Origin of the sequence: Paenibacillus thailandensis, from assembly GCF_042685365.1 — a bacterium.
Classification (GTDB): Bacteria; Bacillota; Bacilli; order Paenibacillales; family Paenibacillaceae; genus Paenibacillus_AP; species Paenibacillus_AP thailandensis.
Genome location: NZ_JBHUMY010000038.1, coordinates 61,145 through 82,441 on the forward strand (window position 1 = coordinate 61,145; position 21,297 = coordinate 82,441).

Genomic DNA, 21,297 nt, shown 5'->3' on the forward strand with positions numbered 1-21,297 from the left:
CTGATGGAACGCGAACTATCTCTGGAATTGATTCGAGTCACGGAGCTTGCCGCTTTGGCATCCGCCCCTTGGATGGGACGCGGCGATAAGAACAACGCCGACGGAGCCGCGACGGAAGCGATGCGCCGCATGTTCGATACGGTGTCGATTCGGGGAACCGTTGTGATCGGGGAAGGCGAGATGGATGAAGCCCCGATGCTTTACATCGGCGAACAAGTCGGCAGCATGAACGGTCCCGAAGTCGACGTAGCGGTCGATCCGCTTGAAGGAACGGAAATCGTGGCGCGCGGGCTGAATAATGCGATGGCCGTGCTCGCGGTTGCGCCGAAAGGACAGCTGCTTCACGCGCCCGACATGTATATGGAGAAGCTGGCCGTAGGACCGGCGCTGGCAGGCAAGCTGAGCTTGAACGATCCGGTCCGCACAACCGTAGAGAAGGCAGCGCTTGCGCTTGGCAAGCCGATCTCGGATTTGACGGTTATGATCCTCGACCGCGAACGCCATCGGGAAACGATTGCCGAGCTGCGCAAATGCGGCGTCCGCATTAAGTTTCTGTCCGACGGCGACGTTGCGGGCGCGATGGCCCCGGCCTTCCCCGAAGCGGGCATCGATCTGTACGTCGGCTCCGGTGGCGCGCCTGAAGGAGTGCTTGCCGCAGCGGCGCTGAAATGCTTGGGCGGCGAAATTCAAGGCCGCCTTATGCCGGAGAACGACGAGCAATACGAGCGCTGCTTGTCGATGGGTCTTACGGATCCGCGCAAGCTTCTGCATGTGGACGACATGGTCGGAACGAGCGACGTCATGTTCGCCGCTACGGGCGTAACGCCGGGCGAGTTTCTGGGCGGTGTCCGTTACTTGGGCGACCAGAGAGCGGAGACCCATTCGATGGTCATGCGCGCACAGACAAAAACCGTCCGTTATATTAGGACCGTCCATTACTTGCCGAACAAACCTCTGCTACGAAAAGACTAATTTTATCGTAATTGAGTCAAAATTTTGCATTTTATTCCAAAATTGATGTAGTATGAAGGCAGAAGCTCATAAATGACTAGGAGGAACCTACATGTCCCGTACTTTTGTAATGATCAAACCCGATGGCGTCAAACGCAACCTGATCGGCGAAATCGTTGCCCGTTTTGAAAGAAAAGGCTTCAAAATCGAAGCCGCCAAACTGATGCAAATCGACCGTTCCCTGGCTGAAAGACATTATGCGGAACATAAGGAACGCCCGTTCTTCGGCGATCTGGTTAACTTCATCACATCCGGTCCGGTGTTCGCCATGGTATTGGAAGGCAACGATGCCGTACAAAATGCCCGCTCCTTGATCGGCAAGACGAATCCGACGGAAGCCGCGCCGGGCACCATCCGCGGCGACTATGCGACGGAAGTGTCCTCCAACATCATTCACGGCTCCGATTCGGACGAAAGCGCAGCACGTGAAATCAAGCTGTTTTTTGAGTAAACGGTTTACCGCTTAAGCGGTCGTCCAGGGATAGCCCTGAGCGACCGCTTTTTTCATGACTTTTGACTTTTGACAAGGATTGGATGTCCCTCAATGGATTTTACCCACTTGGAGACAACTCTTTTTTACGTAATCTAGCAATCTATCCATGACGCACGTTCAGTTCCTCTTATTCATATAATGAAAATAGTAATGCTGAAAGTATCGGACAAAGCCCAAATGCATAGGCGGGACAGTCCCGGTTCTTTAACTCAATGGCATTCGTGGATGGAGGGGAAGATAATGAGTGACGAGTCGTTGGGCAGAGTTTACAGTCTTCGCCGAGGGCTGGCCAGACAAAAAGTAGTCATCTACGATTCATTTGCATTCCGCCCCGCTAATAGCGATGTAGGGGAAGCTGATACGGGACAATTGTGGAAGCTCATCTCCGGCAATTGGCGAGTGGACGGTACGAGTCTCCTATCCGAGACCGGAACAGACATGCCGGCGATGCTTGGTCAAGATTTAGGCACGAACCAAATGAAATTTCAGGTCGACGTAAGCAACGCGGCCGGGGCCGGATTGTTTTTCCGATATAAGGATAAAAATAATTATATGGCCTTGCGGATTGAGGAAGATCAACTTGTATTGCACAAATATAAAGCGGGTGTGACGTACAAGATGGGATCATTCGCCTATGAATCGACGACCGATATGATAACGCTCTCAGTCGTACAAGACGGAGATTCAATATTGGCTTCCGTAAATAGTACAACGGCTATTACACTAAACGACGGGGATTTTATGGATTATACGATATTCGGTTTAATCTCTCCCTCCGCCGATCCGCTTACGGGTGCGATACCGCCAGCAAGCGTTGAATATTTGGGCACCCCTTCCAACAAAGCTTCCTATGCCCGTAACGTTTGGGATATGCAATTGTTTGACGATAAGATCTATATCGGACAAGGCAATAGCTCCAATAGCCCTCCTGCGGCAAAAGCAGGCCCCAATCCTATCGTTTATTATGACTTGGTGCGGAATCAATTCGTTACCGAAAAAGTAAATACGGTCAATCCGGCTACTGGAGCTGTCACAGCTGTCAAAACCTATGTCGATGAAGAACAAATCGACCGGTATCGTGCATTTGACGATGATCGCCTCTACATTCCTGGCCATGACGCTACAGAAAGCTCGTCCTTCGCCAACTTTTACTTCAAAAACAGAAACGAGGACCAATGGACCAAATATCGCAATATCCCCCAACAATATCACGTTTATGACATTTACCGATATCGTAATGTTTTGTTTGCAGCGGGCAATAGAAGCGGAAGAATAGATCCCAATAAACAAGAAACCGGATCGGACGTATTGCGCTCGGACAATAACGGAGCGACATGGTATAGAATTGGCGACACCGCAATCGGAGACCGCGCCTATAATTTTTTCGAGCTGCGCGGCAAACTTTATGCTTCGGGCTTGTTTATGCCATTGGATTCTCTTCTGAACTCTCATACCAGAATACTTACCATTAACGAAGACCTATCTCTAGGTTATACATTGTTTACGGGTACGCTAATGATGCCGGACATTAAAAAGCTTGTCCCTTCCAATACCCTGTATTGCCGAATTAGCCGACCGATTAACTCGGGAGACAAGTTGCTTTACCTCTACGGCGAAGTGACCAACGACCATCAAATAAAGGAGCGTGCGATGGCGGCAGCCTCAGATGTCAATCAGGCCGTTCGGGTCGTTTTCCCCGATGCCAATGCCATACCGACGGATATCATCAACCGGAACGGAAAGACCTATGTGCTTACGTATACGAGGCATTCTGCGGGCGATTATACGATCCGCGTATACCAATCGGCTGATTTAACTTCTTGGGAGGAAGTGCTTCATTTTAAACAAAATACTTTCGCCAAGTCGTTCGAAGAATATAACGGAACGTTCTACTTTGGCCTCGGGACCGATACTACGAGCCAATCGTCCTCCTCCGGTAAAATATTGCGCATCCCGTCGCAGCCGGTCCGCACGGTCAGATGGAACGATTTCCAAGCTTCATTGCTATAATTAACCATCGCCCCCTTCTCTTTACCAACTCTTCAAAAACCAATGACATCCCCCTAACAAAAGTCCCTTACTCTAGGACTAGATTGTCCTAAGAGAAAGGAATGAAACAATGGAATCTTCCGAGCAATACCCTTCCCTCTCGCCGGGGGCCTATAAGGGCGCCGCTCCCGCTTCCGGAAGTTCGCCTCTTCAAGCGCAGCGGCCGACAGCCGAACGCACAAGGCGAATGAAGCGGCTGGCCTCCTGGCGGGAGAACTTGCTGGGGTATTTATTTCTTATGCCATCGATGCTGCTGTTTGGCATTTTTCTGTTCTATCCGCTGATCCGCTCAGTGTACTTGAGCTTCCATCTGACCGATCCGCGGGGCAGGGTCGCCGCTTTCGTCGGCTTCGACAATTACGCCGGGCTGTTCGCTTCGCCCGTATTCTGGAACAGCATAAAGGTGACTTTTCTCTATGCGTTGTACACGGTCCCGGTCGGCCTCGCGCTTGGTCTCGCAACCGCCGCTCTCGCCCATTCCAAGCTGCGCGGCATGCGGGTGTTCCAGTTTATATTCTCGATGCCGGTAGCGATGTCGGTCAGCACCTCCTCCGTCATCTGGATGATTCTGTTCCATCCGACGATGGGCATGCTCAATTACGGGCTTGATCTGCTAGGCCTTCCGCCCGTGCAATGGCTGACGGACGCCGGCTCGTCGCTGCTGTCCGTCTCGATGATGACGGTCTGGATGAACTCGGGGCTCATCTTCATCGTGCTGCTAAGCGGCCTGCAAGGCATCCCGGACGATCTGATCGAAAGCGCCCGGGTCGACGGGGCCGGCCCTATTCGCACGTTTATCCGGATCGTGTTGCCGCTGCTTTCGCCGACGGTGTTTTTTCTCGCGGTGCTGTCGGTCATGAACGCGCTCCAATCGTTTGGCCAGATTCACATCTTGACCAAAGGCGGGCCGGCCGGATCGACGGACGTGTTCGTCTACTCGATATACCGCGAGGCGTTCGTTAACTACCAGTTCGGTACGGGCAGCGCGCTCTCGCTTGTCTTGTTCGTTCTTATTCTGGCGCTTACGGCCATCCAATTTCTGTTTCTCGAAAAGAAGGTGCATTATCAATGAGGCTTGCCCGCACGCTTCGTCCTGCCGCGGTTTACGTCCTGTTAAGCGCGGCGGCGCTCGCCGTCTTATATCCGCTTCTTTATACGGTGCTGCAATCATTCATGACGAACGAGGAAGCGGCCGCTTATCCGCCCAAGCTGTTCCCTTCCGGCCTCTATCTCGGCGGCCTGGCAACGGTGCTTCAGCTTATTCCGATCGGCACGTTTATCCGCAACAGCTTCGTTATCGCGTCCGCTATTATGATCGGACAAGCCGTCATCGCCAGCTTTGCCGCCTACGCTTTCGTCTACATCCGGTTTAAAGGCGGCAAGCTGTGGTTCGCCTTGTTTGTCTCGACGATGATGGTGCCGTGGGAAGTGACCGTCATTCCGAACTATTTGACGGTCAAAGGCTGGGGCTGGCTCGACACGTACCCGGGACTGATCGTTCCGTTCCTCGCGTCGGCGTTCGGGGTGTTTCTGCTGCGGCAGTTTTTCCTCCAGCTTCCGCGGGAGCTGTTCGAAGCCGCGCGAATTGACGGCTGCGGACATTTCCGGCATATGGCCGTCATCGTGCTGCCGCTTTCCCGTCCGGCTCTGGCGACGCTTGCCGTCTATACGTTCCTGAACGCCTGGAATATGTATCTGTGGCCGCTCCTCATCACGAACAGCGACGGGATGCGGACCGTGCAAATCGGCGTCAGCATGCTGCAATTCGAGGAATTTACCGCCTGGAATCTGGTGCTTTGCGGCATTCTGCTTGTCCTGCTGCCTTCGCTGCTCATCCTGGTGTTCGGCTTGAAGCAGCTTGTCCGGGGCATAACGGCAGGAGCGGTCAAAGGCTGACACGCCTCTCGGCTTCTGAGGTTCTTGTGGCCCTTGTAGCCCTTGTAGCCCTTGTGGCTCTTGTGGTCCTAACGGTTCTCGCAGATTTCGGCTTCCGGCTTGTGGTACCGCGCAATTACGCGCTGATCCAAATATATCAATGAATTAAGGGAGAGAAAAAAATGAAACGAAAAGGTCTACGCCACATTCTGCTTCCGCTTCTGACGGCCGTTATGATGCTGGTCGTCTCGGCATGCGGCAGCTCCTCGAACGCGGGCACAAACGGTGCGACAGGCAGCGGCTCCGGCACGGAAGCGGCTTCGGGCGCGTCGCAGGAGCCTGCGTCCCAAACGGCAAGCGGCGGAACCGGAAACGGCGAGCCGGTCAAAGTCGTCTGGTGGCACTCCATGGGCGGCGAGCTGGGCAAAGTCGCAGCGCAGCTCGTTCAGGATTTCAACGCTTCGCAAAGCGAAATCCAGGTGGAAGAAGTGTACCAAGGCTCCTACGACGAAAGCTTGAACAAGATGAAAGCGTCCATGGATTCGAAAAGCGGGCCTTCCTTGATTCAAGTGTACGAGATCGGCTCCCGCTACATGATCGACTCCGGCGCCATTACGCCGGTTCAGCAATTCATCGACGCCGAAGGCTACGACGTATCGAGCCTGGAGCCGAACATCGCCGGCTACTATACGTTCGACGGCAAGCAATATTCGATGCCTTTCAACACGTCCAACCCGATTCTGTATTACAACAAGACGCTCTTTAAAGAAGCCGGGCTTGATCCGGAAAATCCGCCGAAGACGTTCCAAGAGATTAAGGATGCGGCGCTGGCCATCAACAAAACCGGCAAAACCGGCGCTTCGTTCGCCATTTACGGCTGGTTCATGGAGCAGTTCTTCGCCAACCAAGGCAAAGACTATGTAAACAACGGCAACGGCCGCTCCGGTCTGGCGACGGAATCGATGCTGAACAGCGAAGCCGGAGTCAAGACGCTTACGTGGTGGAAAGATCTGGTCGACAGCAAAGCCGCCATCAACCTCGGCCGCAAAACCGACGATACGAAAAAGGCGTTCCTCGCCGGCCAAATCGGCATGACGCTGGATTCCACCGCTTCGCTGCGCGGCATCGTCGACGGCGCGGGGACCAATTTCGAAGTCGGTACCGCCTTCCTGCCGAAGGCCGACGCTGCGGACAAGGGAGGCGTCATTATCGGCGGCGCAAGCTTGTGGATTTTGAACAATAAGCCCGAAGAAGAACAGAAAGCCGCTTGGGAGTTCATCAAGTTTTTGGCCAAGCCCGAAACGCAAGCTTACTGGCATATCAACACCGGCTACTTCCCGATTACGACCAAAGCGTACGAAGATCAGCGCGTCATCGACAACATGGCGAAATATCCGCAGTTCAAAACGGCCGTCGACCAGCTTCACGCAACCGAGCTGACGACCGCTACGCAAGGCGCCGTAATGGGCGTATTCCCGGAAGCGCGTCAGCTGGCGGAAACCGCGATCGAGGAAGCTTTCGGCGGCAAAGACCCGAAAGCCGCGCTGGATACGGCCGCCCAAGCGATTACGGATAAAATCGCCACCTACAACAAAACGGTGAACCCGTAAGCAAGCAGCGGCTATCGCCCAGCCTTACGAGAACGGCTCGTTCCGATCCTCGGGACGGGCCGTTTTCCGCAAATAAAGGACCCGGCATTATCGTGCCGGGTCCTTTTTTGCCAATCATTCATGTGCATATGGTGCTGCCGTTAGCGGCTTGCGGCTTACTTCGTCAGCTCGAGGAACGGCTCGACGTCGGACACGGCAAGGCGAACCGCTTCGCGCCAGAAGTCCGGCTCCTCGAGATTGACGCCCAGATGCTTCTTCGCCAGCTCCTCTACCGTCATGCTGCCCGTGTCGCGGAGCAGCTGCACGTATTTGGCCGCAAAGGACGGTCCTTCCTGCTTCGCGCGGGCATAAATGCCCATGCTGAACAGGTAGCCGAACGTGTACGGGAAATTGTAGAACGGCACGTCGGTCAAGTAGAAATGAAGCTTCGACGCCCAGAAATGCGGATGCGTTCCGCCGAGCGCCCCCGCGTACGCTTCCTTCTGCGCCGCTTCCATCAGCTCGTTCAGCTCTTCCGCCGTCACCATGCCTTCTCTCCGCTTCGCATAAAAAGCTTTCTCGAAAATAAAGCGGGCGTGAATGTTCATGAAAAACGCCACGGCGTTCTGCAGCTTCGTCTCCAGCAGCCCCAGCTTCTCTTCGTCCGTCGTCGCCGCATTCAGCGCCGAATCGGTGACGATCAGCTCGGCAAGCGTCGAAGCCGTCTCCGCGACGTTCATTGCATACTCCTGCGACAACGCCGGCATGTCGTTCATGACATGCTGGTGATAAGCATGGCCAAGCTCATGGGCGAGCGTCGACAGATTATCCATCGTACCGGAATAGGTCATAAAGATGCGGGTCTGTCCGCTAAGCGGCAGCGAAGTGCAGAACCCGCCCGGACGTTTGCCGGGACGGTCCTCGGCTTCGATCCAGCCTTCCTTCAGCGCCTTATCCGCGAATTCCGCCATCTCGGAGCTGAACTTGCCGAATTGCTCGACGATAAACTTGCACGCCTCGTCGTACGGAATCGTCTTCGACGCCGAGCCGATCGGAGCCGTTACGTCGTGCCACTCCAGCTTCGCAAGACCAAGCAGCTTCGCTTTGCGCTCCAAATAGCTCGCCACGGCAGGCTTCCCGTCGGTCGTAATGGCATCCCACATCGCATTCAGCGTCGCTTCGCTCATCCGGTTGATTTGAAGCGGCTCCTTCAGCACGTCCTTCCAGCCGCGGTTATCATAGACGTTCAGCCGGAAGCCGGCCAGCCGGTTGAGCGTATCGGCGCACAGATCGGCCTGTTCGCCCCAGACGCGCTCCCATTCGGCGAAAGCGGCCTCCCGCACGGACCGGTCGTCGTCGGACAAACGGTTGAACATTTGGCCGGCCGACAACGTTTTGACCTCGCCGTCCTTGCCCTTGTCCGTAAACTTCGCGCGCGAGACGATCGTATTGTACATCTCGCCCCAGCCGTGATACCCGTTGACGGCCAGATCGCCGATCAGCGCCTCCAGCTCCGGCGCGAGCTTCTCCTTCGCCAATTCGCGGCGCTCGCGCAAGTTGAAGGCGATCGGGGCTACGGCTTCGTCCGCAAGCCACGCCTCGAACGCGTCGTCGGACATGTTGCGCAGGATGCTGTCCACTTTCGTCAGCACGCCGTCGTATTTGGCCATGATCGTTTTGACCCGGTCGGCTTGGCCCGCCGCCTTCGTGTCGCGCATGTTCTGCGCCATAAGGCACGCCACGAACGAATCCGATTCGCGGATCCGAAGCAGAATCGATTGAATCAGCCCGGTCATCGCCGTCAGGCTATCCGCGCTGCCGCTGCCTTCCGCCGAAGCCAAGCGGTCAAGCTCGGCCACGTCGCGCTCGATGCCTTGCAGCTCCTTCGCGAATGCCGGCGAAGCGGACCCTCCTTCATAAATAACGTCGAGATTCCATGTGAGCGGGTATGTACTTGTACTCATCGGCTATCGCTCTTCCTTTCGCTTGTAATGATGAAGCCAAATTTAATATCCTTATGTTTCAAGAAAAAAGAACCGACCGGGCAACGGCTGTTTGCGCAAGTCCCTGTCGGCGGTGTATAACTTAAGTATAACAGATTGGAGGAAGATCATCATGCCCAGCCCTCTGCAAATTTCGCCCGAGACGGCCATCAAGCTGTCCAAGGAGCTGAACGTCCCGATCGAGCATCTGATGCATATGCCGAAGCATATTTTGCTGCAGAAGCTCGCCGATCTCGCGAAGAAGGAACAAGCCGACAGCGGAGACGCGAAGTCATGATTCCTTTCGAGCGAACCTGGCCGTACGATATCGTCATGAACGATATTTATGCGCCCAGCTGCCCTTTCTGCAAGGCCGAGAACGTGCTTCTGCCGCTTAGGCCCAAGGAAATCGAAAACATCCGCCACGGCAAAAAAAGACTGCTTGTTTTCCCATGCTGCAGCAGCAGCATTACCGTCGTCGACATGGACGACGACTATATGCTGGCGACGCAGCGGCTTCGCTTCGGATAACGGAACTTATACGAGATGGCGCAAAAAGGATGCCCGCGACGATGCGGCGCATCCTTTTGCGTTTGTTGAATGGGTTGCTCATTTATGCAGCAGATTCCAAACGATTTGCGCAGCTTCCGCGCGGGTGGACGCGCCTTGCGGCATAAACCGTTCGGCCGAGCGGCCCTTCACCAGTCCAAGCGCGTAAGCCGCTTGGACATCGGCTTCCGCCCAAGCGGATACGTCATCCCTGTCGGCGAACGATACCGCCGAACCCGAGCCGCCGCCGGCCGGGGAAGCTCCGGTCAGCGCTGCATAAGCTTTCACGGTCATGGCCGCCATCTCCTCGCGGGTGATAACCCGATTCGGCTCGAAGCTGTCTGGGCCGGTGCCCTTCACGATTCCCGCTTCATAAGCGGCGGCTACGTCATCCGCATACCAGGCGTCCGCCGGAACGTCGGCAAATCGCGCGGCCTTGCCGGCTTCGGCCGGCTTCAACGCCCCGACGAGCATTGCGGCGAACTCCGCCCGCGTCACCGCGCGGTCCGGCTGGAATTGGTCCGCGCTGACACCGGTCACGTATTGTTTGGCCGCAAGCTCCCGAATCGTATCGTAAGCCCAATGGGATTGCGGAACGTCAGCGAACGTCTTATATACCTGCAGCAGGCCATACTTGCTGAAGTGGCGGATGCTCGCGGTTACCGCGCCGTCCTTCCATTCGCCTCCGGCGTATTCCAGCTTACCGTCTTCCGAGATGAAGTACACGCCCGCAATCGTCCGGTCCGTAACGCTTCCGCCGGGGAAAGCGAGGACAAGCGGTTCGTCGAATTCCGTAAGCCGCTCCGTCTGGCCGTCATCCGTACGGATATACAGATCAAAATCATAAAGGGGACCGACAGCCCGAATGCTTCCGCCGGATTGCTCCTCCGCCTTCGCGACATAATCGTCCGCCGCCGTTTCGTCCGCCGGCGTGAGCTTCAATACGATGGTATCGCCGCCTGTTTGGTCATCCAACCGGCCGGCAAGCTGCTTCAATACAGAAGCCGGAATACCCAGCGTGAACCCGCCCGTTTTCAATTCGAGGGCGCTGCTGCCTAGCAGGTCGCCCGCATTTCCGGGGAGCCGGACCTCCGTTGTGCCGGCCGGAACTTCCGCTGTGACTTTGCCTGAGCCGTTATCCTTCAGTCTATACGCAGCAATCTCCGCTGCATGATCGGATGAACGAGAACCGCCCGTTGCTCCGGATGCGCCTCCGGAATCCGAGTCCGGGTCATCCGTATCGTCCGACGGTTCAGCCGCGGTCCGTACGGTCGCGGACGGCCCGGTGGACGTCCAGATCGAGCCGTCCAAGCTTGCCTCTACTTTGAACGTATAAGACGTATCCGGAGCGAGGCCGGTTGCTTCATAGGAAGTTGTGCCCGTTACCGTGCCGATCAGCTGGCCGTCCCGATAAATTTTGTAGCCGGCGATTCGGTCCGCATCGGCTGCTCCCGACCAGCTCAGCATAACGCTGTCCGAAGCCGCATCGGACGCGGTTAATGTTTTATTAGACGTCCATTCCGCTACCTCGACCAAACGGTACAATTCGAAATCGTCGATCCAGCCCCACGTATTGGCCGGCGCATCGACCGCAATCCCGACCGTCGCTTGGCCGTTCGCGACTTCGATGCCGCCGATCGCCGGGCTGCTCCATACTTGCCAGCCGGTGTTCGTAAAGCTCTGCGTCAGTTTCTCGCCGCCGTAGCCTTCCGCGAACAGGTAGCCGGCGTTTTCTCCCCCGCCGCCGTGCACTTTCGCTTTCAGCACGTAAGTGCCGTTCGCAAGGCCGGTTACGGTCTGCGACAACGTAAAGCCGAAGTCCGAGCCGTACCAATAATTGGCCCCTCTCGTGCCGGAATAAACGTTGCCGGTGCCTTCATTTACTTTAATCGAGTCCAGTGTCCCGGCAACGGTCCAGGCTATATTTTCCGCAGATTCGCCAGGTTCGGCGCCTTCGTTTTGCCCCGTGCCATTCGTCTCCTCCGACGGATTCGCCTGTTTAAACTCCCAGCTCTCTTCAAAACCGGGATCTTGCAGCACGTTGCGGTAAGCCGTAACGGTTATGCCGACTTCCGTCGTCAGATCGGTGCCTTCGACTTTCCCGGACAGCGTAAATGTGCCGATCCGGCTCAAATCGTCCTGATCGATCGGCTCCCAGTCGACGGCTGCCGGCTCGACGCTTCCTTCGTTATAAAGCACTTCCGCGTCCGGAAGCAGCGCCGCGACTCGGTCCGCCGGCTCGTTGACCGGCACGGTAATGCCGTCCGGATCGCTGACGAGCAACGGTTCCTTCTCCGGCAAGTCCCCCGGTTCAAACAAGAAAGCGTCCAGTGACGGAAGCGCATGGCCGCCGAAATCGAACATCGCTTGATTGTCCCAAGCGTTGCCCTCTTTTATTTTCCAACCGGCTTGATAATCCCCGTTTGCGTCTTTCGGCACCGGAATCCACGCCGGCTCCCAATAGAAGGCTCCGATGCCTTTGCCGCCCGGAACGTGCGCAACCGTGTTCAGAACGGTCGTAAATTCAAGCTTCTGCCCTTCTACGGTTGCCGGGAAACCGGCTTCGTCCGCCTCATCCTGTCCGAAAATATTGCCCCATCCGTCGCCGTCCGCCAGCGTATGGCCGTACGACGTTTCCGCTACGACGACCTCTTTGCCGTAACGAGCCGCCATGTCGTTCAAGTTCGTCTTCAGCTCCTGGAACGAGCCGTGCCAATACGGATAATAGGACATGCCGATCACGTCGAAATCGACGTTCCTTGCCGTCAAGGCGTCGAAGAAGCCGCGAAACTGCTCATTATCGCCGCCTTCCGCAAGGTGGATCATCACTTTGATTTTATGCCCGTCGGGCGTCGTATCGCGAACCGCTCGAATCCCGCTCGTGAGCAGGGCGGCCAGGCTGTCGTAATTATTCGCAGAGCCGTCCGGCAGCAGCATGCCGGGATTGATCTCGTTGCCGATCTGCACCATATCCGGATAGGCATTTACTTCTTTCAGCTCTTCCATCGCTTCCGCCGTGTAATCGTACACAGCTTGCTTCAGCTGCTCGAAGCTTAGATTCGCCCATGCGGCCGGCTTTACTTGATTGCCCGGGTCCGCCCAGAAGTCGGAATAGTGGAAGTCGAGCAGCAGCTTCATGCCGCTTTCCTTCACGCGCCTGGCCATGTCGACGACATGCGCCTTGTCGTTATATCCGCCCGCGTCGACCGGGTCGTTCCACAGCCGCAGCCGGATATAATTGACGCCGTGATCGCTCAAAATGTCCAGCAAATCTTTTTCCACGCCGTTGTCGTAATATTTGCCCCCGGCATCCTCGATCGCTTGGAGCGTCGAGATATCCGCGCCTTTAATGAAATCTTCCGCCGCATCTCCCGGGGAGGCGCCTTTTGTCGTTACCGTCACGGAAGGACCGTTCTCGCTCCATGCCCCGGCCTTTTGCCCCTCGACCTTAAACGTATACGTCGTCCCCGGGCTTAAGCCGTTAACTTCATACGTCGCCTCATCCGTCGTGCCCAGCAGCTTGTCGTCCCGGTAAACGCCATACACATCGGCCGTCACCGTACCCGACCACGACAGCGTCACGGAGTTTTCCGCGACATCTACCGCATCCAGCGATTTATCGTCTTCCCATACCGGAACTTTATAAAATTCAAAGTTGTCGATCCAGCCCCAAGCGCCCGCCGGCCCATCGACGGCGATGCCGACCGTCGCCGTACCGTTCGTCACCTTGATGCCGCCAAGCTCGGCCTTTTGCCACTGATCCCAGCCCGTATTCGCGATTTCGCTTCCCGTCATATCCTCTTCTCCGGTATCGGCGGCGAACAGACGGACGTTGTCCCCGCCTGAACCGGAGACTTCCGCTCTCAGCACGTATATTCCGTTCTCGAGACCTTCAACCGTTTGAGACAAAGTAAACGAAAAGTCCGATTCGGAATAATAGTTCGCGGCATTCGTTATATTGCTGCTGTACGGATCCGATTTAACGGATGCAGCTTCGGATGATCCGTCAACCGTCCATCCCGTGAAGTCACCGGTATCGAACCCCGGATTGACCAGCAAATTGGCCGAACCGGCCTCCGCCTTCACCGGTACGGCTACCGCCGACAGTACGGCGGTTACGACCATCACAACCGCCATGAAAGCGGATACTTTATTTCGCAGCTTAAAGCTCCATTTCATGCTGCAACCCCCTTCTTGTTCCTATGGATAGATATTCAAATCTATTATAGGAGCGGGAAATGCCAATACGTACGATAACATGTGAACATATCTGCAGTTTTGGAAAGGAAAAACCTTTCGCAAAAAATAACCGGGATACCCTGCGGCATCCCGGTTCGTTATCATGCTAAAGCATTAGTCCTCCGCGAGAGACTTCAAGAAGCGAAGAGCGTACAAAATGATGTTCACCAGATCCAAGTATATATTCACGACCATTAGCGGGATTTCGCTTTCGTCAAATCCTTCCTTGGCCATGCGGTTAAAATCGTACAGCGTGTAGCCGATGAAAATAAGCAGTCCAAACCCGGAATAAATCGTTTCCATCGTGCCGCCGAACGGAAAAATAAACTGCAGAAGACCGAGCAGAACGAGACCAAGCAAAGAAGCGAACAGGAAGCCTCCGAGGAATCGGAAATCTTCTTTAGTCTTGGAGGCGTAGACGGCAAGGCCGGCATATACAAGGACGGCAACCGCAACCGTTTGGATGACGGCCGTACTGCCGAGCGCAGCCGCATAATATTTTAAAGCGAATTGAAGCGTCGCCCCGGAAACCAGCATGAATACGTACATCAAGGAATAGCCGACGGTCACTTTTTTACGCAAGAAAAGCAGTCCGATTAGAAGCGCCAGCTCCAAAATAAAAAGCGGAATTCGGGCGCTGTCGGGCAGAAGCATCCCGGCAAACATCCCCGCTACGGACACGATTAATGCAAAGAAAAACGTAAGCATTAGCTTGCCCATCGGATTTCGATTCGTTACGGCATAATTGTCGTAGTTCATAGTTCCATTTGCTCCTCTATTCGTTATCATTGCTAATTCTTGTTACGATCGATAGGTCCATGCGTTTCATTTCGAAGCAGCCCGGCTAAATGATAAGCGTCGTGATCATCCGGCTCGATATTCCGTAACAATAATAGGGTTATGCTTTGTAATGATAATGGTATGCTCATGTTGCGCAGCAAAGCTATTGTCGGGAACGCTTAAGATCCATCCGTCCGGCTGTCCGACCGCGTAATGGGCGTCCGTCGATAAAAAAGGCTCGATCGTAATGACAAGTCCCTCTTTCAGCACGCGTTTATCATGCTTGTTGTACACGGGAAGTATCTCTTGTGGGGCTGGATTGTCACGCGCTTCCCCCATTGTCGTACATCTATATTCATCGTTTCCGTATACATGAATTTCAGACCGTTTTTTCTTTTTTCCGCGATAAAAAAAATCCGGAATCCATCGTAATACGGATATTTCCGTTTCCTTCCCGAATCTTATCCGTAACATACGCTTTGAAAGCTTCCAATTTGCCGCCGGCAAGATAGTCCTTTGCATTCATTGGCGTAGACACCATGTAGCGGATAAGCGGTTCCGCCTCATTTACGTTCATGTCATCTTCATACCGGAACACTTCAATATCCGAGAAAAACGACGACAGGATTCCGTTTCCGTTATCCAGATGAAACCTTTCCATCACATCGTCCAACACCCGCATGGCCGGGTCGAACGTCCTGGCGAGCTGCTCCATTTCCTGAAGATGTTTCTTGCTCATGGTCGACGTATAAAGCACTCCGTTGTTTTTGAGCACCCTATGGCATTCCGAAAGAGCTTTCTCGATATCCAGCACATGATAGAGCATATGATTCGCAATGATGACGTCGAATTCCCCGTCGTGAAACGGAATCGATTGCGCATCGGCCGTCAGGAACACGAACCTGCCGCTCCGGTCGTTGACATTGGTTCGGGCGGCCTCCAGCATCCCCGGCGATAGATCCGTAAGCGTGATGCTCCATGAAGGAGGAATTCGGTCTAAATTCCGGCTCCACAAAGCGGCATCGCCGCAACCCAGCTCCAATATTTTGAGATCCGCCTCCAAGCCAAGCCGATCGAAAAACCAGCGGTGCCATCCAACTTTATTGGCGCTGAATCGGTCGTACAGCCGGATTCTCGCCTGCAGCCTGAGCGCGTTGCGGTACTGCTCTCCCCAGTCTTTCTCGGTATGAATCGTCTGAATAATGTCCGACAAGCTGTCCCAGTCCACTTCCGTGCCGCGTTCGTTCAGCATATCGAGCGCTTCGTCGATCGCTTTGGATACATATTGCATGTGGGCGATTTTATGCCGGATAACCTCCTTTTGCGTCAGCAGCGAGCTCCTTAAGTCCTGCTCGGGAAACGGGCCGTCTTGAATAATTTGCTTGATATCCGATAGATTCAGACCTATATATTTAAGAGCATTGATTTTTTGCAGCCGAACCAAGTCTTCTTTGCCGTACAAACGGGCGGAAGCCTCATTATATTTCGACGGTTTTAACAAACCGATCTGGTCGTAGTACCGCAGAGTTCGAATGGTCAATCCCGTCCGTTTCGCGATTTGTCCCGTCGTCAGATATTCTTTATCTTCGCGTTTCAATGCAACGGCTCCTTTCGCATGCCTTGCGCTCCTCCCCCTTCACGCCGCGCCTGCCGCCCGCCATGAAAGGAATGGATAACTTCTGACCCCCGCCAAAAAGATATCGTTGCTAGAATCGAACCTGAGGAATTTCATTCAAATCCCTATAGACGATCTTCCCCATTCCAAGCGCTTCCCTCACCATTTCATCGGCGCCTTGGGAGGAGCCTCCGATTCGAAGGACGGCATCGCAATGCTTCAAAAGCCGCACGGCGGATGGATGAAATATACGGTTAAAGATCTCGTCGCCGATCTTCCGCGATCCGGCCTTCTCGATTAACGGAAGCGCGTACCACTCGCCCAGCACCGGCAAATGCCCCGCCTCGTATACCCGAAGCGCTGTTTCGTTCATGAAATCGATATTGCGCCGGATCAAATTCGGGTCGTCTCCCGTACCGGAACGGTAAGGTCCGGCAATGAGAATATGCTGCTGTCTTGGAACGGGATCCAGCAGCCGATTTAGTTGAGCGTATTGCAGCAGCATAATCGTTTTTCCGTCTATAATCTCCCCCTCTTTGACCATTTCAATGGCCTGTTCAAAAGGGTATTCCAACACTTCGATGTCTTCTTGCTCTTCCTCGACCCCTCCCCCTTCTCCGACCTTCATGGCGGGCGTGTATTCTGCCGCAAAAAAATGCAGCTTTTCCGTTACCGAGCCCGGCGACATGTAGGCTTCGCCGATTTTTTTCACATTCGCCACCCTGTAGCCGGTTTCCTCTTCCGCTTCCCGGCGTATGCTGTCCTCTGCGCTCTCGTTGTCCAACAAGCCGGCGCAGGCTTCAATTAATAACCCCGATTCATTCCCGTTTACATAAGTCGGAAGCCGGAACTGCCGTGTCAAAATAACGGTTTGCCGCTCCCGATTATAGAGCAGGATTGCAGCTCCGTTCCCGCGGTCGTAGGATTCCCTGGATCGGCTTTCCCAAGAGCCGTCCTTCCTTTCGCTCATGTAAGTAATTTTCTTAAGCACGTACCAGTTATCGGACAAAATTTCTTCGTTAACAATTCGAATTTTTGGATTCATCGTACATCCCTCCCTGTATATGGATTTCATTATATGGGATGACGTAACGTCGCCTGCAACAGGTTTTTTACTAGTCTTGCAGCTTCTCCCGGCTTGCCGTCTCTTCGCTTGGCTGGGGACAGAACCAAAAAAGGCGCTCCCACGGGAAGCGCCTTAACCGCAAACGTATGTTCGTTTTTCGATGCCTGTCAATCAAACCTGCTATTATTCTGCATTCATATTATTAGTATAAACCAGCCGTAAATATAAGTCTATACTTTATTTGGATAATCCTTTATATTTTGCTTACCCGGCCGGGGGAACCGAGCCGCATGAATGGGACGATTTATTCCTGTACAGAAGGCGGCAAACGAGGAGGGCATTGTGAATTTACGCATTTGGGATACCAATTTAAAGGTTCGTTTAATCGGGGAAGCGCTTTTTAATATGCTTTTTTGGATGTACTTCCCTTTTATAACGATCTATTTTGGCATGGCATTAGGCAATTCCATTGCCGGAATGTTAATGGCGCTGCCTCCCATATTCAGCATGTTGGGGAGTTTGGCGGGCGGTGCTTTGGCGGATCGGATCGGAAGACGTTCCGTAATGCTTATCGGCGCTGCGGTTCAAACCGCGATGTTCGCCATGTTTGCGATTTCGCCTTCCATCTGGGTAGACTATCTCGCATTCGTCGGCCTTGGACTTGGGGGCGCCATATATCGGCCGGCCAGCTCCGCCATGGTTGCCGACCTTGTTCCTGCAGACCGCCGCCGACAAGTGTTCGCCACGTTTACGACGGCCAATAACATCGGTGCCGTACTTGGTCCTGTACTCGGGGCGGTTTTTTTCTTTCATTACCGTCAAGCGCTTCTGTGGACCTGCGCCATCGTCCTGCTTTTATATTTCGTCGCCATTTATAGGATCGTTCGAGAAACGCTGCCTTCCACGGCAAAAAAACAAGATCGTTCAACCGTTGTGATTCATGCCTTCAAGGAGCAGGTGAAAGGATACGGCATCATTTTCCGGGATAAAGTATTCTTCATTTATATTGTAGCGGGCATCGCTTCCCTCGTGCCGATCATGCAGCTGGATCTATACTTGGCCGTATATGTAACCGATGAAGTTCCCGCTCAGACATTGTTCCCGTGGTTCGAGCGTTCTCCCGTGCTGTCCGGCACGGAGTTATACGGCTGGTTAATCGGGTATAACGGCTTATTGTTCGTTTTGTTCGTTCTTCCGGTAACGAATTGGCTCCGCAATTGGAAAGAGCGCGATGTGTTTATTTTATCCTCGCTGCTGGCAGGGGTAGGCACCTTCGCCGTTGGATTGAACGCCAACGTATGGTTCTTGTTATTCGTTACGACGATCTTCACCTTTGGCGAAATCGTACGCTCTCCGGTCACGCAGAGCTTTATTAGCGGCTATGCGCCGGAGCATGCGCGGGGCCAATACATGGCGGCGGACAACTTGCAATATACGATCGGCAGATTATTAGCGCCTATGACCGTTTCCCTATCCGGATGGATGCCGCCTATGGGGATTTTCGGTATTATTTTAATATGCGCGCTCATAAGTATCGTGCTCTATATTCAATTATTTAAAGCTCGCGGAAACGATCAATAATCATGAGCGAAAAGGAGAGAGAAGATGAACGAACGGAAGGTTCTGCTGATTGGCGATAACGGCGGGGATGTATGGCATCCTCTTGACCCGATCCGGCGACAGCTGGCGGATATTGTTGGCGATTTAGCGCCGTTTGTCGTTACGGAGGATTACGATTCGCTTAAAAAGCTGACGAACGACGAATACGACGCGGTTATTTCCTATACGGACTGCTGGAGAAAAGAGGTGACGCCGGAGCAGACCGCGGGACTGTTGGCCTTCGTGGCCGGTGGAGGCGGGCTGCTCGCCCTCCATAACGGCATTTCGCTCCAAAGCAGCTATGAACTGGCACAGATGGTCGGCGGCAAATTCGTATCGCATCCGCCCTATCAGCCTTTAAGCTATCATGGGACGAACCCGTCGCATCCGCTGCTTCATGGGGTTGAAGATTTTACGATGAACGAAGAGCCTTATGTGATTGAACTCGACCCTTTCGCTCCGGTAAATATTTTTCTCGAATATCAATATGAGGGCCGCCGTTATCCGGCTGGATGGGAGCGTCGCTACGGACTGGGGAAAGTTGTATACCTGCAGCCGGGGCACGACGCCCGTTCGTTTGCGCCTGAGTCTTACCGGCAGCTCATTCGCAACAGTTTGGCATGGGTTGCAAACGGCGCCTGAAGCCTTGCCCCCTCAGCACTCCTCTTTATAACGGATCAGCGGCAGCCGGAGTCGAAACTCCGGTCTGCCGCTTTTTGTTACTTCTCCAACGCAATCCCCTTCGAATCGAACGAGGTGGACAGCACGGTCATCGTTTGCGTAAATCCGTGCTTGCTGCATGCCAGCCTGAACCGTTCGAGCGATTCCATCGATTCGGTCACGACCTTGACCAAGAAATTGTATTGCCCGCTTATTTGATGCAGTTCCTCCACATCGGGCGATTGTCCGCAAAATTCCGCAAACGTCTCGCATCGTTCCGCCTGGATGAGGATAAAGGCCGAAACGGCCTTTCCCATCTTCGCCGGAGAAAGAATTGCCCGATAGGACCGGATCACTCCCTTTTCCTCCAGCCTCTTGACCCGTTCGTTCACGGCCGGACCGGTCATATTGATTAACCTTCCGATTTCGGATATCGGGATTCGTGCGTTTTCCTGCAGCAGCCTTAATATTTTCAGGTCAATCTGGTCCAAGATCATACTCTCCTTTCGGGCTTTTCTTTTTTTAAAAAAAGGGGCTTCATCGCCTTCAAATCCAAAGTAAATCCGTCCGGATAACTTGGATTTAGTATGTAACGGCAGCACGTATTTCCTTAAACTGTAGCTATAAGGTTCAGCTTAATCAACATATAAACGGGAGGAATAAAAAATGAACGCAAAAACGCTTAGTCCTTTCCATATCGGCGGGCTGCAGCTGAAAAACCGTCTGATCGTCTCCCCCATGCAGCAGTTCCACGGAACGCCGGAAGCTTTTGCCACGGAACATCACATCCATCATTATAGCAGACTGGCGGGGGATGCCGGATTGGTAATGTTGGAGTCCACCGGGGTGTCTCCGAACGGGCGCCTCTTTCATAACGACATCGGCCTGTTCTCGGACGCCCATACCGAGCCGCTGCGAAAGGTCGTAGACGCCGTACACGCAAAAGGAACGCCGATCTTCATTCAGCTCACCCACGGGGGAAGAAAATCGTGGCGCGACTCCTCCTCCAGATTGCTTGCGCCAAGCCCCGTCGCTTACGACGACGAATACGGAACGCCCGAGCAGATGACGACCTCCGATATCCGAGACGAGCTGGAGAACTATCGGCTCGCCGCGAGACGAAGCCTGCAGGCCGGCTTTGACGGCATCGAGATTCATGCGGCGCACGGCCATCTCGTTCACCAGTTCCTGTCTCCCTTGTCCAATCGTCGGACGGACGAATATGGAGGCTCGCTCGAGAACCGGATCCGTTTTCTACGGGAAGCGCTGGAAGCGATACGATCGGAGACGGGTCCCCATTATCCGGTTATCGTCCGAGTCTCCGCATCCGATTATGCCGAAGGCGGGCTGACTCCCGGCGAAGTAGCCGAAATGCTGACGCATCTGGAAGAGCTTCTCGATGCGGTGGACGTATCGTCCGGCGGCCTGCTTCCGGTTAGCCCGCCGGCTACCCCGGACGGCTATCAGGTTCCTTACGCCGCCGTCATCAAGCAAGCCGTTCGTATCCCCGTTATCGCCGTAGGCAGCATCCATACCAAAGCGTATGCGGAATCGATACTCTCCGACGGGCTGGCCGATTTTATCGCCGTCGGCAGGCCGCTGCTGCAGGACCCGGACTTTATCGGAAAAACGTTTATAAAGCCGGAAGCTGCGCAATTGCAACGTATCGGATAAGACGTACGGAAACGTTGGCTTTATCCGCAAATGCCAAAGCACCTGCATCTCGAAAGAGATTGCAGGTGCTTTTTAATCGTGGAAATCCAATAATGGCTGTGATCTCGCTGCTTTCC

Annotated in this window: 18 protein-coding genes; 11 read left to right on the forward strand and 7 right to left on the reverse strand. The window is 54.2% G+C overall.

Annotated elements, in window-relative coordinates:
- Positions 1-3 precede the first annotated feature (3 nt).
- The 6 genes from glpX to ACFSW5_RS22860 all read left to right on the forward strand — a co-directional run bounded on the left by glpX (position 4) and on the right by ACFSW5_RS22860 (position 7,038).
- Entirely contained in the window at positions 4-972 is a 969-nt protein-coding gene (glpX, locus tag ACFSW5_RS22835; RefSeq protein ID WP_379278474.1) for a class II fructose-bisphosphatase, read from the forward strand.
- Between the two features lie 91 nt (positions 973-1,063).
- On the forward strand, positions 1,064-1,462 hold the full coding sequence (gene ndk, locus ACFSW5_RS22840) for a nucleoside-diphosphate kinase (RefSeq protein WP_379278477.1): 399 nt from the start codon (positions 1,064-1,066) through the stop codon (positions 1,460-1,462).
- A gap of 282 nt (positions 1,463-1,744) precedes the next feature.
- Complete coding sequence (locus ACFSW5_RS22845; protein ID WP_379278480.1) at positions 1,745-3,514, forward strand: hypothetical protein; 1,770 nt, start codon at positions 1,745-1,747, stop codon at positions 3,512-3,514.
- A gap of 226 nt (positions 3,515-3,740) precedes the next feature.
- Positions 3,741-4,625 carry a carbohydrate ABC transporter permease gene (locus ACFSW5_RS22850; RefSeq protein WP_379278736.1) on the forward strand — a complete coding sequence of 295 codons (885 nt, stop codon included), beginning with the start codon at positions 3,741-3,743 and terminating at the stop codon, positions 4,623-4,625.
- Positions 4,622-5,449: a carbohydrate ABC transporter permease gene (locus ACFSW5_RS22855; RefSeq protein WP_379278482.1), complete on the forward strand. Its 828-nt coding sequence runs from the start codon at positions 4,622-4,624 to the stop codon at positions 5,447-5,449. Before ACFSW5_RS22850 ends, ACFSW5_RS22855 begins: the two co-directional genes overlap by 4 nt.
- A 161-nt stretch (positions 5,450-5,610) precedes the next feature.
- Complete coding sequence (locus ACFSW5_RS22860; RefSeq protein ID WP_379278484.1) at positions 5,611-7,038, forward strand: ABC transporter substrate-binding protein; 1,428 nt, start codon at positions 5,611-5,613, stop codon at positions 7,036-7,038.
- Positions 7,039-7,193: 155 nt separating this feature from the next.
- Here the strand turns inward: ACFSW5_RS22860 and ACFSW5_RS22865 are convergent, their stop codons facing one another.
- Complete coding sequence (locus tag ACFSW5_RS22865; RefSeq protein WP_379278487.1) at positions 7,194-8,981, reverse strand: M3 family oligoendopeptidase; 1,788 nt, start codon at positions 8,979-8,981, stop codon at positions 7,194-7,196.
- A gap of 151 nt (positions 8,982-9,132) precedes the next feature.
- Between ACFSW5_RS22865 and ACFSW5_RS22870 the strand changes: the two genes are divergently transcribed.
- Together ACFSW5_RS22870 and ACFSW5_RS22875 are read left to right on the forward strand one after the other, a co-directional pair.
- Positions 9,133-9,297 (forward strand): YycC family protein, encoded by a 165-nt coding sequence (locus tag ACFSW5_RS22870; protein WP_379278489.1) that lies wholly within the window; start codon positions 9,133-9,135, stop codon positions 9,295-9,297.
- Entirely contained in the window at positions 9,294-9,530 is a 237-nt protein-coding gene (locus tag ACFSW5_RS22875) for a hypothetical protein (RefSeq protein ID WP_379278491.1), read from the forward strand. Before ACFSW5_RS22870 ends, ACFSW5_RS22875 begins: the two co-directional genes overlap by 4 nt.
- Positions 9,531-9,608: 78 nt before the next feature.
- Here the strand turns inward: ACFSW5_RS22875 and ACFSW5_RS22880 are convergent, their stop codons facing one another.
- From ACFSW5_RS22880 to nudK, 5 genes are all read right to left on the reverse strand, one after another.
- The gene (locus ACFSW5_RS22880; protein ID WP_379278493.1) at positions 9,609-13,727 is read right to left on the reverse strand and encodes a glycosyl hydrolase 53 family protein; all 4,119 of its coding nucleotides are present in this window, start codon (positions 13,725-13,727) and stop codon (positions 9,609-9,611) included.
- 174 nt (positions 13,728-13,901) lie between these two features.
- Positions 13,902-14,546 carry a Bax inhibitor-1/YccA family protein gene (locus ACFSW5_RS22885; protein ID WP_379278496.1) on the reverse strand — a complete coding sequence of 215 codons (645 nt, stop codon included), beginning with the start codon at positions 14,544-14,546 and terminating at the stop codon, positions 13,902-13,904.
- A gap of 105 nt (positions 14,547-14,651) precedes the next feature.
- Positions 14,652-14,861, reverse strand: coding sequence for a hypothetical protein (locus tag ACFSW5_RS22890; RefSeq protein WP_379278499.1), 210 nt, complete (start codon positions 14,859-14,861; stop codon positions 14,652-14,654).
- 85 nt (positions 14,862-14,946) lie between these two features.
- A complete protein-coding gene (locus ACFSW5_RS22895) occupies positions 14,947-16,164 on the reverse strand; it encodes a MerR family transcriptional regulator (protein ID WP_379278502.1) in 1,218 nt (405 codons plus the stop codon).
- Positions 16,165-16,273: 109 nt separating this feature from the next.
- Entirely contained in the window at positions 16,274-17,227 is a 954-nt protein-coding gene (gene nudK, locus ACFSW5_RS22900; RefSeq protein WP_379278505.1) for a GDP-mannose pyrophosphatase NudK, read from the reverse strand.
- A gap of 363 nt (positions 17,228-17,590) precedes the next feature.
- Between nudK and ACFSW5_RS22905 the strand changes: the two genes are divergently transcribed.
- Positions 17,591-18,829, forward strand: coding sequence for an MDR family MFS transporter (locus ACFSW5_RS22905; protein WP_379278508.1), 1,239 nt, complete (start codon positions 17,591-17,593; stop codon positions 18,827-18,829).
- 24 nt (positions 18,830-18,853) lie between these two features.
- Complete coding sequence (locus tag ACFSW5_RS22910) at positions 18,854-19,489, forward strand: ThuA domain-containing protein (protein ID WP_379278510.1); 636 nt, start codon at positions 18,854-18,856, stop codon at positions 19,487-19,489.
- Between the two features lie 77 nt (positions 19,490-19,566).
- On the opposite strand, the gene ACFSW5_RS22915 is transcribed toward ACFSW5_RS22910, so the two are convergent.
- Positions 19,567-19,998, reverse strand: a complete 432-nt coding sequence (locus ACFSW5_RS22915) for an Lrp/AsnC family transcriptional regulator (protein ID WP_379278512.1) — start codon at positions 19,996-19,998, stop codon at positions 19,567-19,569.
- Between the two features lie 175 nt (positions 19,999-20,173).
- On the opposite strand from ACFSW5_RS22915, the gene ACFSW5_RS22920 reads away from it, so the two are divergent.
- A complete protein-coding gene (locus ACFSW5_RS22920; protein WP_379278514.1) occupies positions 20,174-21,181 on the forward strand; it encodes an oxidoreductase in 1,008 nt (335 codons plus the stop codon).
- The last annotated feature ends 116 nt before the right edge of the window (positions 21,182-21,297 follow it).